General features: G+C 70.2%; 17 protein-coding genes. 2 read left to right on the plus strand and 15 right to left on the minus strand.

What is annotated here, in order from left to right:
• Window positions 1-42: 42 nt before the first annotated feature.
• The 3 genes from NYF13_RS08215 to NYF13_RS08225 all read right to left on the minus strand — a co-directional run bounded on the left by NYF13_RS08215 (window position 43) and on the right by NYF13_RS08225 (window position 2781).
• Window positions 43-510, minus strand: a complete 468-nt coding sequence (locus NYF13_RS08215; RefSeq protein WP_315655379.1) for a hypothetical protein — start codon at window positions 508-510, stop codon at window positions 43-45.
• Between the two features lie 140 nt (window positions 511-650).
• Complete coding sequence (locus NYF13_RS08220; RefSeq protein ID WP_315655380.1) at window positions 651-1430, minus strand: hypothetical protein; 780 nt, start codon at window positions 1428-1430, stop codon at window positions 651-653.
• Window positions 1431-1434: 4 nt separating this feature from the next.
• Window positions 1435-2781 (minus strand): phage portal protein, encoded by a 1347-nt coding sequence (locus NYF13_RS08225; protein WP_315655381.1) that lies wholly within the window; start codon window positions 2779-2781, stop codon window positions 1435-1437.
• On the opposite strand from NYF13_RS08225, the gene NYF13_RS08230 reads away from it, so the two are divergent.
• Entirely contained in the window at window positions 2750-2995 is a 246-nt protein-coding gene (locus NYF13_RS08230) for a hypothetical protein (RefSeq protein ID WP_315657354.1), read from the plus strand. The genes NYF13_RS08225 and NYF13_RS08230 overlap by 32 nt on opposite strands.
• Before the next feature lie 65 nt (window positions 2996-3060).
• Window positions 3061-3279 (plus strand): hypothetical protein, encoded by a 219-nt coding sequence (locus tag NYF13_RS08235; RefSeq protein ID WP_315655382.1) that lies wholly within the window; start codon window positions 3061-3063, stop codon window positions 3277-3279.
• A 21-nt stretch (window positions 3280-3300) separates the two neighbouring features.
• Here the strand turns inward: NYF13_RS08235 and NYF13_RS08240 are convergent, their stop codons facing one another.
• From NYF13_RS08240 to NYF13_RS08295, 12 genes are all read right to left on the minus strand, one after another.
• Window positions 3301-4977, minus strand: a complete 1677-nt coding sequence (locus tag NYF13_RS08240) for a Terminase (protein ID WP_315655384.1) — start codon at window positions 4975-4977, stop codon at window positions 3301-3303.
• The gene (locus tag NYF13_RS08245) at window positions 4967-5410 is read right to left on the minus strand and encodes a hypothetical protein (protein ID WP_315655385.1); all 444 of its coding nucleotides are present in this window, start codon (window positions 5408-5410) and stop codon (window positions 4967-4969) included. Before NYF13_RS08245 ends, NYF13_RS08240 begins: the two co-directional genes overlap by 11 nt.
• 18 nt (window positions 5411-5428) lie before the next feature.
• Window positions 5429-6589: an ABC transporter ATP-binding protein gene (locus NYF13_RS08250; protein ID WP_315655386.1), complete on the minus strand. Its 1161-nt coding sequence runs from the start codon at window positions 6587-6589 to the stop codon at window positions 5429-5431.
• Window positions 6586-6768: a hypothetical protein gene (locus NYF13_RS08255; protein ID WP_315655387.1), complete on the minus strand. Its 183-nt coding sequence runs from the start codon at window positions 6766-6768 to the stop codon at window positions 6586-6588. The genes NYF13_RS08250 and NYF13_RS08255 overlap by 4 nt, the downstream gene beginning before the upstream one ends.
• The gene (locus NYF13_RS08260; protein ID WP_315655389.1) at window positions 6752-7360 is read right to left on the minus strand and encodes a protein Mom; all 609 of its coding nucleotides are present in this window, start codon (window positions 7358-7360) and stop codon (window positions 6752-6754) included. Before NYF13_RS08260 ends, NYF13_RS08255 begins: the two co-directional genes overlap by 17 nt.
• A gap of 82 nt (window positions 7361-7442) precedes the next feature.
• Window positions 7443-7598, minus strand: coding sequence for a hypothetical protein (locus NYF13_RS08265; protein WP_315655390.1), 156 nt, complete (start codon window positions 7596-7598; stop codon window positions 7443-7445).
• 142 nt (window positions 7599-7740) lie between these two features.
• Window positions 7741-7959, minus strand: coding sequence for a hypothetical protein (locus NYF13_RS08270; protein ID WP_315655391.1), 219 nt, complete (start codon window positions 7957-7959; stop codon window positions 7741-7743).
• 451 nt (window positions 7960-8410) lie between these two features.
• On the minus strand, window positions 8411-9022 hold the full coding sequence (locus NYF13_RS08275; RefSeq protein ID WP_315655392.1) for a hypothetical protein: 612 nt from the start codon (window positions 9020-9022) through the stop codon (window positions 8411-8413).
• Window positions 9023-9173: 151 nt separating this feature from the next.
• Window positions 9174-9941 carry a DUF2786 domain-containing protein gene (locus tag NYF13_RS08280; RefSeq protein WP_315655394.1) on the minus strand — a complete coding sequence of 256 codons (768 nt, stop codon included), beginning with the start codon at window positions 9939-9941 and terminating at the stop codon, window positions 9174-9176.
• A 165-nt stretch (window positions 9942-10106) separates the two neighbouring features.
• Window positions 10107-10475, minus strand: a complete 369-nt coding sequence (locus NYF13_RS08285) for a hypothetical protein (protein ID WP_315655397.1) — start codon at window positions 10473-10475, stop codon at window positions 10107-10109.
• Window positions 10468-11181: a hypothetical protein gene (locus NYF13_RS08290; RefSeq protein WP_315655399.1), complete on the minus strand. Its 714-nt coding sequence runs from the start codon at window positions 11179-11181 to the stop codon at window positions 10468-10470. The genes NYF13_RS08285 and NYF13_RS08290 overlap by 8 nt, the downstream gene beginning before the upstream one ends.
• A 78-nt stretch (window positions 11182-11259) precedes the next feature.
• Window positions 11260-11637: a hypothetical protein gene (locus tag NYF13_RS08295; protein WP_315655401.1), complete on the minus strand. Its 378-nt coding sequence runs from the start codon at window positions 11635-11637 to the stop codon at window positions 11260-11262.
• Between the last annotated feature and the right edge of the window lies 1 nt (window position 11638).

An 11638-nucleotide genomic window follows, 5' to 3' on the forward strand; every position in this document is an offset into this window, starting at 1 on the left:
CGGTTCTCCAAAGGTGTCGGCACGGGAGGGGAGAGGCCGGGGCTACTTGCCCCAGACCAGGCGGCTGATCTGCTCGGGGGTGTCCTCCACCGGCTCGGGGCGGGCGCTGGCGGCGGGCCGCAGCGCCTCCACCGGGGGACGCCCGGCCGGGGTTCGTGGAGCCGGGGTGGCGGCGGTGATCAGGCCGGTGATGATCTCGGCCAGCGCGGTGGCGTCGGCGGTGAGTTCGTCGGTCGTGGAGCCCCGGAGCCGGTCGGCGAGGGAGTCCGGGAGCTGCGCCGTGCGGATCACGGTCAGCCGGGCCAGATCCAGTTCGGCCGCTTCGGCGCGCTGCTGCGCGGCCTGGGCCTGGTCGGTGAGGCTCTGGGCCTGCTCGCGCAGGCTGGCCAGTTCGGCAGGCTCGGTCGCCGGGGCCGGCTGCGGGACGCCCGGCGCGTCGGGTTCCGCTGCGGGAGCTGCGACAGGGGTTTCGGCGGGCTGGCCGGTCTCGGCCGGGGGAGCATCGGGCACTGCGGGACCTCCACAAGGGGGATAGGGAATGGTGACGGGGTGGGAGGCCACCCGCCCGGTTTCCTCATGTGCGACAGCGGGGAGAGGGCTGTTGTCGGGCTGTCGTGGGAATCCGGGCGGGCGGCCGGTCTAGGGGGTGCTCAGCCGCGATGGGCGGCGGCGTGAGCGCGGCGGAAGGCGTTGCGGGCGGCCTTGCCGGACAGCCCTTCGGTCGAGGTCTCCCACAGTGCGGCGAACCGCTGGGATGCCTCGGGGAGCACGACGCGGCCGAACACCGGCTCGGCCTGGCAGCCGCACCCGTCGTGGTATTCCTCGCCGGTGGCGGCCGTGGTCGTGGCCGATCGCTCGGAGCGGTAGAGCACGGGTGTGCCGAAGGCTCCGCGGCTGGCGAGCATCGCGCAGAACGCGCACGGGTCACCATCGGTGACGCGCAGCCAGCCCCGCGCGGCCGGGTCCGCGCGCAGCGAGGTCTGCACCACGGCGCGGCCCGACTCGAGTACGTGCCGGGAGCTGGCCGCCGCGACTCCTGGCCCGGCCCGGTCGAGCGCGGCTTCGGGGGCCAGGCCGCCGAGGATGAGCCGGGCCACGGTGCGGGTGCCGGTCACCCGTAGCGAGGTGGCCGCCCGGTTTCGCCACGGCGCGGAGGTGCCGGCCGGAGCGGGGCGCGGCGGGAGCGGGGCAGCCGCGGGGGCCTCGGCCCGGCGGAAGTCGCGGTAGTAGCGCGTGGCCAGCGCGGCGGAGTCCTCGCGGTGCCGCGCCAGCGCGGCCAGGACCTGCGCTGACCATCCGGGGTCGGTCAGCCGCAGCGGGTCCAGCGACCGCCACAGGCCGAGGACTTCGGCCACGACCCGCGCGGAGATGCGTCCCTGCGCGAGCCGGTGCGCCGTGGTGGCGGCCCGGCCTGCGGTAGTGGCGGCCATCGGCTCACCCCCCGCCCGGGTCGGCGGTGGCGCGGGCCAGGGTGTCGGCCAGCAGCGCGTGCCCGTCGAGGGCCGGGGGCATCTGCTCCCAGCGGCGCACGTCCTGATCGGTCACCCCGGGCAGGCGTTCCCAGGTCGCGCGGGCGGGCACGTCGAGCATCTGCACGGCCTTGCCCCACGCGTCCACCACACCCGCCAGAGAGCGGGTCGAGGTGTCGCGCCAGCGCACCACCGCCGTGGTGTCGAGCCAGCCGGCCTCGTCCCCGGCGGCGAGGCAGGACAGCCGTAGCGTCTGCTGCCAGGACTCCCCGTAGGAGGTCTTGCGTTCCCCGACCCGGCGCTGGAGCCCGGCGTCGGCGGCGTCGATCGTGTCGGCGGCGAGGTTGGACAGCGACCCGTGCAGCGCCCAGGCCGGGGTCTGGGTGATCGCGGCCAGGTGCCGGAGGATCTGTTCCAGCACGGCGACGTAGCCGGTCATGTCGGTGGAGTCGAAGGTCCCGAACCGCGTCTCCGGCGAGTCGGAGTGCAGCAGCCGATCCGGGCCGATCGGAGGTTCCTCGTCCTCGTCCAGCTCCAGCCCGGCGGCCCAGCGCTGCCGGTGCGCGCCGTGCTCACCGGTCGTCATGAGCAGGAACGTCTGGTAGTTCAGCCGGTCCTGGATATCGAGCACGGGGGCGACCACGCCGGGACTGTCGGCGTCGAGGTCGTCCTCGTCCAGGAACCGCACCACGGGGCAGACACCGAGGCCGTGGTCGGCGTGGTCGAGGTAGGCCGGGCCCTGGCCGGGGTCGTTCTCGGCGAGGGTGTAGACGGCCGTGTCGTCAAAGAGCCGGTAGACCGAACGCGGCCCGTCCGGGGTCCACGAGGTCTTGCGGTGCAGGGCGTAGAGGGGCCAGTGGTCGGCCTCGTCGGCGTAGACCGCCGTCATGTCCCGGGGCGACACACCCCGGATCACCGGACCGGTGTCACCAGGCAGGACCGTGACGTAGGACCAGCCGTACTTCAGCGTGGCGCGGTGCACCGCAGCCTGGCGACGCGCCAGGCCGTTGATCTGCCAGTGCGACCACCCCAGCGGTTCCTCCGCCTGGTCGTCGCCGAGCGCGCGGTAGCCGTCCACGAACAGGTTTTGCGCCAGCAGTTGCATGAGCAGGCGGCACCAATTCGTCCGGGACCGGTCCAGCAGCCACCGGTAGGCAGCACGGGCCGAGCGGGGCGCGAACGGCAAGTCATGCTCGCCCTGGACGTAGCGGTGAATCCGGTTGTTCCGGGCCTGGTCCGGCCAGACAGCCTCGATCCGATGCGCGATATCGACTGCTTCAGTGGGCGAAAGATGCGGCAAGCCCTTCCCCAATCAGAAGATCTTATCAAGCGTTGAAGTGGCAAAATGGTTAAATGGCAATACGTCATTCGCCGAGCGGCAAAGTGGGAAAGTGGGAAAGTGGGAAAGTGTTATTTATCAGGCCGCGTCCAAGGTGGGTGTTGCCGCCGATTTCGGCGTCGGCAATGTGCGACACCAACCACCCAAACGAGCAATAGCAAAATTCGACGCCTGCGACGCATACTGAGAACACGGGGCCGGATCTGCTGCTGGCCTGCGAGATGACAGCCCGCGTTGTGAAGGAATCGATCTTTGAAGCTTGCTGAGGTGATTGCCAGTTACGCGCTCGTCGGACTGCTGATCAGCGCCGGAGCAGTCGCTCTGTACCGGGGGATAGAGCCGGTACGCGTGCTCATTGTCACGGGGTTCATGTTATTGACCTTGATTGTCATTGAAAACGGTGATACGGCGATGCTGCAAGCTCTGGCCGATGTGATCGGTCGCCTGGTCGACAGCCGACAATTCGCCTGACCCGCGTCAGCGAACGTCGGCTCAGGTGAAGACACGGAGCTTGCCGGTCCGCTTGCGTCCACGCTTGGCCCATTCCGGCGACGCCAGAACCAGGCGGCGGACGTGGCGGGCGCCGATCAGGCAGATGGCAAGGTCGATCTTGTGCGGGGAGTCTCGCGCTTCCTTGCGGATGAGCACGCCGTAGCGGGTCGGCAGGCGGCGGGCGTTGAGTACGTGCCGGGTCAGGCGGGTGTCGCCGTCGTGGGTCAGGGCTTTCTGCCTGATTTCGGCCAGGGTGCGTTCGACGGCGGGAGTGAACTCGGGGACCTTGGCGCGCATGTCGAATGCGACGGCTGCGCGGCTGCGCCCGGTGGTGGCGTCGACCAGCAGCCGGTCACCGAACTCGAATCCCCACGCATCCACGTAGGACTCGAACTCACGGACGTCGGCGAAGAACCCGACCACGTCGAACCGGTCGAACGCGGTGCGCACGGCCAGGTCGGCCGCCGCGCGGTCGACTTCCCAGCCGGCACCGGCGGGGCCTTCGGGTTTCTCCTGGCAGTGCAGCACGGCGGCGTGCCCGTCGGACATGCGTACCGCAACCAGGCCGGTGGCGTCGTCGTTCTTGGAGCCGTCGAAGAACATCACCACCGTGTCGCCGTCGAGCAGCGGGGGCCGTTCGGGATCGAGGCAGGCCGACCACTCGGGGGCGGTCGTCCACGCGGTGGCCGCCGAGGAGCGCTGGTTGAAGAAGTACCGGCGGGACTCTTCCGGGGCTTTGGTGAGGTCCCAGAACTCGTTCTCCACGATGCCGGGCAGGTCCATCCACTCGGCGGCCGGGCCGTAGACCTCCCGCAGGGCGGCCACCATCGCGTTCAGGTCGGTCAGCTCGACCTCGGCCGGGGCTTCGCGGTGGTCCCACAGCAGCCGGGCGGAGCGGGTGCGGCCTTCCCGGATGGCCTTGGCCTGCCGGTCGAGGGCTTCGAGGATCGAGTCTTCCCCGGCCTGGTACATCGTGGAAGTCAGCAGGCCCCACGGCTGCGCGGCCTTGCGCTTGCGCAGGTTGCGGTCCACGGTCTTGAACATCCGCCGCAGCTCGGGTGTGATGTACAGGTGCGGCTCATCGAAGATGGCGAGCGATTCCTTGCCGCCGTCCTTCGCCGACGAGCTGGCCGTCGACGGGACGATCTCGCCGCCGCCGGGCAGCAGCACGCGGGTGAGCCCGGCCGCGCCGTTGGGCAGGTCCTCGCCGAGCGGGCCTTCGGTGAGGTTGAAGTGGATGACGTCGAACGTGTTGCCGGTCTGGCTTTCTTCGGTGGCCAGGCACCGGATATAGGGGTAGACGAGCGGCTGGCCCATCGGCTCGCCGGGTTCGTAGGTGTAGGTGAAGTCCCGCCACCGGTAGGTCTCGCCGCCGGTGGCCCAGCCGGAGAACCGGCACGGGCCGAACGCCTCGAACAGCCCGACGAATCCGGCGATCTCCGACTTGGCCCGGCCCTTCGCCCGGGAGAGCACGGCCCGGCTGTACTGGCGGCGGCCGTGTCCGTCGAGGGCGTAGGAGTCGACCAGGAACCCGGCGAACTCGTCGTCCAGGTCCACGTCGTCGCCCTGGACGTCGCCGGGGCCGTGCACGGTGAAGTGCTCGATCCACGCGGCGGCGAGCCAGCCGAGCGAGCGGGTCCGGTCGTGGCCGGGGGCGTAGACCAGCTCACGCGTCACCGGACAGCCTCCGGCGCCGCTCGTCCAGGCGGGTCACCGCCGCCGCGTCCGGGGCCGGCGGGGCGTCGGTGTCTTCGCCGGGGGTGGTGTAGCGGATGCGCAGCTTGAGCCGGTCCTCATGGGTCAGGCCGAGCTTTGCCGCGCGCAGCCGCAGCTCGGCGGCGCGGTTGGCTTCGCCGCGCCAGAACGCATCGACCAGCACCGCGGTTTCCATTGCGAACCGCCAGTCGGTCTCGGTCCAGAGGCGGCAGTGCGGCATCCGGCGGACCGCATCCCACCAGGCCAGCGTCTCCGCGTGCCACTTCTTGCGGCCGTTGCGCGGCAGCTCCGGCGACGGTCCCTCGAACGCGGTCGCCTCGATCGGGGTCCAGTCGTAAGCCTTGGCGTTGCGGTTGCGCGGGTTGGCCGAGGGTGGCCGCCCGGTGATTGCCACGGCTCACCTCCGCCCTGTTCAGGCTGGTGGGCCGTAGTAGCGGAATCCCTGGATGGCGCGGAAGTGCCCGCCGTAGCCGGCATCAGCCACGCGCCCGCGTGTCCGGGCGATCGAGTCACGGCTGCGCTGCTTGTTGACTCCGTGCAGGGCCGCGGAGATCTGCCGCCATAGGGGGTCCTGGCGCAGGGCCACGCACAGGTGCGGGTGCGAGGTGTGAAACAGGGTGGTCATCGCGCGGCCGGGCAGGACGCCCTTCCCGGCGTACTGGAGCGCGGCTACGTGATTGAGAAACCGGGTCCCGAGACCGATGCCCTGCCACTCGGGCATGACGACCAGGCGGGCGGCGCGGGCCTCGACGGCGGTACGGCTTCCTGCACGGGTGCGGAAGTACAGGCCCCGGGTGGACACGCCGAGGTGGGCGACGGGTTCGCCGTCGATGAATGCGGCGTAGACCTTGGCGGCGATCATCGGGCCGACGTCTAGATAGTGATGCGGCTGGAAAAGCGGCCAAAGACCCCACCCGCCCAGCCGGACTTCCACGCTGATCCTCGGCCGCCGGAGTTGAACCGACCCCCGGGTGAACGTGCCGGTCGCGGTGTCGTACACCCAGTCCGGTGCGAGCCAGTCGAGCACGTCGTAGTGGCAGGTAAGCAGCACGGCCTGCCCGGTTCCGCGTCGCCAGGACTTGGCAAACGCTGCGGCCCCGACGCGGGCGATCTGACGGTCGACCACCGACGTGAACTCGTCCACGACGACCCGGGCAGGTCGTTCGGCCAGGATGCGTGCCAGGTCGGCGCGGAACCGCTGCCCGGTGGAGAGCACCCGGTAGGGCCGAAGCCAGGCGGGCACGTCGCCGAGCCCTGCCTGCGACAGCGCGGCCGTCACCGCGTCCACGTCATCGCCGGGTGCGATCGCATCGACGATCGGCGCGTCGTCGGGCCAGCCCTCGCCGACGTAGAGCGGAGTGTCGTCCCAGATCCGCGCGCCGATGCTGGACTTCCCCGAACCGGACGGGCCGACGATGACGCCGAGGCGCCAGGCGTCGTCCTCGATATCCAGATCGGCGTCAAGGTCGAAGCGGGTGGCCTGTTCGTCGGTGGCGTTGAACAGTGACTTGACCCGCGCGGCACGGTAGCTGTCGGAGGTCGGCGAGCGGTGCCGAACCGCGATGCGCCTCACACGGTCACCACTTTGCATCGCCATCCCCGGTCCCGCATTTCGAGGTAGACGGCCTCCTGCATGGCGGCGTCCGTGCACACGACGAGCACGCCGAAGCGTTCGCGGTAGCGGTCCTTCTCCGGGCGGGTGAGCAGCCCGGCGCTGCCGGGGATCTCGCCGTTCTCAGTGCGGGTGGTCATGGTGCGGGGTCCTTCCTGGAGGGGGAGTGGCCGGAGCCCCGTCTGGCTGGGGCGGGTAGGGCTTGGCCATCGGAGTCACCGTGCGGCGCATGGCTCGGTCCAGCGGGTAGAGGTACCGGTGTTTCACCGTGGTCTCCAGTACCCGGCGCACGTGCGGGTCCATGGTGCGCCGCACGAATTGCTCGGCGGTCTCTCCGGCCGGCCGATTGACCGCCATGTGGCGCAGGGTCCGGCCATGCACGAGCTGCCCGTGCACGACGTAGGAGGCGTTCGTGGGGTTGGTGGTGCCGGTGTAGATCCAGTTCCCGGCTTGGTAGATCGCGCCTCGGTGGCCCTGGGCGGTGTCGGCGTAGGACACAATCAGCCGCAGTCCGGGGCAGGCGGCACGGAGCTGGCGCAGGCTGGCCGCGACCATCTGCGTCACCGGATGCTCGTGTGGCCGGAGCGCGACGCGCAGCAGCTCGACGCACTCGGTCTGGTCCAGGCCGTAGGGGCTGCCGAGCGCGGCCGTGGCGGATCGGCCGAAGACGATCACTCCGGCGAACTCGCCGCGCTCCCAGACCCCGAACGGGGCGATCTTGCTGCGCGGCATCTTCTGCGAGTAGTGCCAGCGCAGTACCGCGTACTGCGCCGCGTGCCACGTGCAGGGCGCAACGAGCAGCGGGACGGCCGGGTCAGTCCAGGGGCCGCCGGGCGGCGGTGGGCGCTCCGCGGCACCGGCGGGCCAGGGTGCGGGCGGAGAGCTGGTCGAGGCGGGGGACGTCGGTGGTCGGGCGGAAGTCGGGTTGGCGGGCATCCTTGGTCCGGGGACGGGGTGAGGCGGCGGCCATGGGCGCGTCACCTCCCAGCAGGTCAGGGGCGCGCCGGGGGCCGCGGGTGCCGGCCGATTGGACGCAGGGCGTAATCGCCGGAGTTTCGTACACACCGCGAGGTGCTATGCCTAACCGGTAGGGCGCACGAGCCCGGCAGGGGTCACCCCCCAGGGGTGGCGGCGCGTGCTGGACGTCGACCGGGCCGGGTGGATTCGCTGGCCACCGGTACGGCGGGCTCGGCCTCGGCCGGGCCGGTCGGCTCGGCGTCTGCGGCGACGGCCAGGCCGATGGACAGCAGCCAGTCGGCGGCGGCCTGGTCCTGTTCGATCACGGTGCGGGCGGGATGCCCGCCGAGGGAGCGCAGCAGCAGCACGCGCATGGGTTCACCTTCCGATCAGTCCGGGGTGCGGGTCGGGGGGACGGCGGGCGGGTGGGCGCCGGGCAGCGGCGGCCCGGCCGCCTTCACGTCCGGATTTGGTGGCGTGACACGGCCCGCAAATTCCGCGCAGGTTCGCCTCTGAGTGGTCGTCACCGGGGAGGACGTGATCCACCTGGGTCGAGGGTGCGAGCTGGCAGACCTGGCACACAGGGTCACGCCGCAGGATGCGTGCGCGACGTCGAGCCCAGTCCGGGGGAAGCCGTGCGGCGCGGTCGCTGCCGTGCCAGGGGCGCATGACTCACCGCCTCACCGAGGTCGGGTACGGGTCACGCGAGGTGGCGTAGAGACTGCGAACACGGGAGAGCCCCGGCTACCGAGGGGGAGGGGGTAACCGGGGCTCTCGACCGAGACTGAGAGGGGTTCGCAGTGCGGACACACGAGCCCAACATGATTAATCTACCGTTCGGTCCTGCTCAGGCGCAACCGGGTTCGCATTTCGCGCGGCGGTGACGTACCGCAGAGCGGTGCGGTAGTGCACGCCGAGCCGTTGCGCGATCTCCGGGACGGACAGCGGTTTGCCGTCGTCGGTCCGCTTGTCCTGCAGTTCGGCGATACGCGCGGCCAGTTCCTTCTGCGGCACGGTGTCGGTTCGCCCGGCGGGTCGCCCGCCGGCACGGTTGCCGACTGGGTCCGCCCGGCTGGCGCGGTACGTCTCGACCGTGGCGCGGTACCAGAACGGCACCCCGCCGTGTTCTTCGTCCGGGGCGGGAACAAGGGGGCGTTCCCCCTCGGCCCGGGTCCGGTGTCGTTCCAGACCTTCGTACTTCGACCAGGTGGACGTGCTCATGCCTGCCTTGTGCGCCGCTTCGGGCCGGTCCAGCAAATCGCGGGGATCGCCGAGCGGGGGTAGCGCGGGTACTGGCTCGCCGCGTGCGAACGCTTCGGCCTGCTCGGCGTCCCAGAGCCGCCGGTGGGTCTTACCCCGGCTGGGGTTGAGCTGGGCTGGGTGGCCGGGCTGGTCCCAGGGGGCGGGGTCGGCGCGTTGCGCGGTGCGCAGGGTCATGCCGTGTAGCGCGGCAATGTCCTGCTGAGTGATCAGCGTGCGCCCCGCCGGTATCAACGTGTCCTCCCTAAAGCCGCTCGGCCTGCCGTGGTGCTGCCAGGATAGCCAGCGGCCCCGGCTCCTGTAGGGAGCCGGGGCCGCTGCTCGCTGCTCAGCCGTTGACGGCTGCGCGGGCGGTCTTGCCGACCTTGGTCTGTCCGGTGTCGACGTTGCGGCCGTCACGGTGACCGGCGGCGGCACCGGCCGCGTTGTACTTGTCCCCCCGTCCGGCCTTGAGCTCGGGGAAGTTCTTCTCGAACGCGGCCTTGGTGCGCTCGGCGTCGGAGACCAGGACCAGCTCCCCCGCCTTGCCCTTGACCCTCTCCGCCATCGCTTCGCGGGATCGGGCGATCTTCTCGGCCACCCCGCGCCCGTAGGCGTCCAGGTAAGTCCGGTAGAAGGTGCGGCGCTCGATGTTCGCGTTCGCCGGAGTGTCGATCCGGTCCCGGACCTCGTTCAGGTGCGCCTTGGCTGCCGCGACGCCCTGCGACTCGGCCTGGAGCAGGATCGAGGGCAGCAGGGCTTCAAGTCCCTTCAGCGTGGCCGCCGGGCCCATGATCAGCACCCAGCGCGTCTTCCCATTCATCAGGTTGCCCATGGTGCACACCGAGCAGCCGTGGGCCTCGGCGACCCAGCAGGCCAGTGCCGCGCGAGCCTTGCCGTGCCAGCCCTGCCCGGAGACCTCGAACTTCAGGAGCTTGATCGGCTCCGGGCGCTTGCCCTCGCGGTGGCGCACGGTGGCCTGGTCAAGGTTGTGCTTGGCGATCAGCTCGGCCGCTTTCGCCGCGTAGGTCTGCGCCTCCTCGGGGGTGACGGCGGAGTCCTCGGCCTTGTCCAGCAGCTTGCGGACTCGTTCGGTGACGGCGGCGGTGGTGGCCATGGTGGTGATTCCTTCCGGTCGATCACGGTGGTTGTGGTGGCGGGGCGGGGGTTCTAGTTCCGTTCCCGACAAGAAGAATACTATCTAAAGTTAACGACAGGCGGAAGGGGGTCCGGGGTGACCCGCCCCACACCATGCAGGCGAGTCACCCCGGACCTGTTGCTGTTACGCCCTTTCGTCGGCCGGACCATCGCCAGGCGGCCGGTTCTCCTTGACGCGCCGGACAATCAGGCCGTACAGGTTCGTTGCGCACGCCTGGACGGACACGTGCGGAGGCAGTTCGAACACGTCCACCTCCAGAGGGCCGAAGGTCGCCCGCGTGCTCAGCCACGCGTGCTGGGCGAACGCGTGCGCCTTCCCGCCCGGGCAGGCACCTTCATTGCCCACCCGGGTGCACCACCGGCACGAGGCGGCACCGATGGTGCTGTCCGGCGCGGTCCACAGCACGAGGGGTTCCGGCATCGACGGGGGTTGGGGAAGGTAGTAGACCGCCCACACCCGCTCAGGAGTCTCGCGTCCATTGTGGTCAGTCATCGGATCCCGCCTCCTGGTCACCTCGGGTCGCACGTTCTTCCCTGTGCCGCTTCATCAGTTGCTCTTCCAGTTCTTCCATATAACTGATCGGGCTGCCGTGATAGGGGACGTTAAAGACGTCCACGTGAAGCGACTGGATCTCTCCCTTTATGCTCAGCTTTTCGTGCTGGTCATAGGCATGAGCCTTCGCGCCCGGACAGGCCCCGTCGTGGCCGCCCCGTCGGCATTGCCAGCAGGGCGTGGAGTAGGCGGGGCTGTCGTGCATGGTCCAGAACACTTCGAGCTTGTCCGATTCGCCCAGCCGGTAGACGAGCCAGAGCGGCGGCGGGATGAACCACCCGTCATGGTCGGGCTCTATCTCGCCGCACGCGGGCAGGCAGCTGTGGACGTGCCAGAAGATTTCACCCAGCAGGTGCTCAGAGGTGACCCCGGTCTGAGCGTAAGCAGGCAGGTCGAAGGCTCCTACGAACAGCTCCTCTTGCGCCGTAATCGATTTGAACATCCGCGCGTATTTCGCGTAGGCGTGCGAACGTGCGCCGGGACATGGCCCTTCGGCGCACTCCGCCATACACACCCGGCACGGCTCGAAGCTGCCAGCAGGACTGTCCGGCAGGGACCAGTACAGGACGATGGCGCCGGACGGTTCACGGACGCGGTATACCGCCCACACCCGGACGGTATCGTCATGTCTACTGTGTACAGTCATTTTTACCTTCAGGATCAGTGGTTGGCGGGGCGGCGGTTCGGGTTCCGTGCCCGCCGCCCCGCGTGGGATGGTGCTCGGCTACGGCTGGTGCACGAACTTCCGTTCGAGGATCAGCCGCTTGACCGTGCGCAGCGCCGGGCGCCAGCCCAGCCCTTCCGGCAGCTCGACGACCGCCGTGGACACCAGCGCGCCCGCTTCCAGCTCGGCCCGCTCACGTTCGACCGCCACATGCAGCTTCATGCCAGGGCACCGGGCCTGCTGGCGTTCGATGCAGTAGCCACACGGGCCGCCGGATGTGGTCAGATCCGCCATCAGCCGCGCGATCGACGGTTCCCACAGGGATGCCGCGCCGTGGATCGGGACGCGGGGAATCGCGCCCTCGGGGTAGCCGTCCAGGAAGTTGCCCAGTGCGGCGTACCGATACAGCACCCACCACTGAATCATGTTGTCTTGCAAC

It is taken from the genome of Amycolatopsis sp. PS_44_ISF1 (genome assembly GCF_032335455.1).
GTDB lineage: Bacteria > Actinomycetota > Actinomycetes > Mycobacteriales > Pseudonocardiaceae > Amycolatopsis.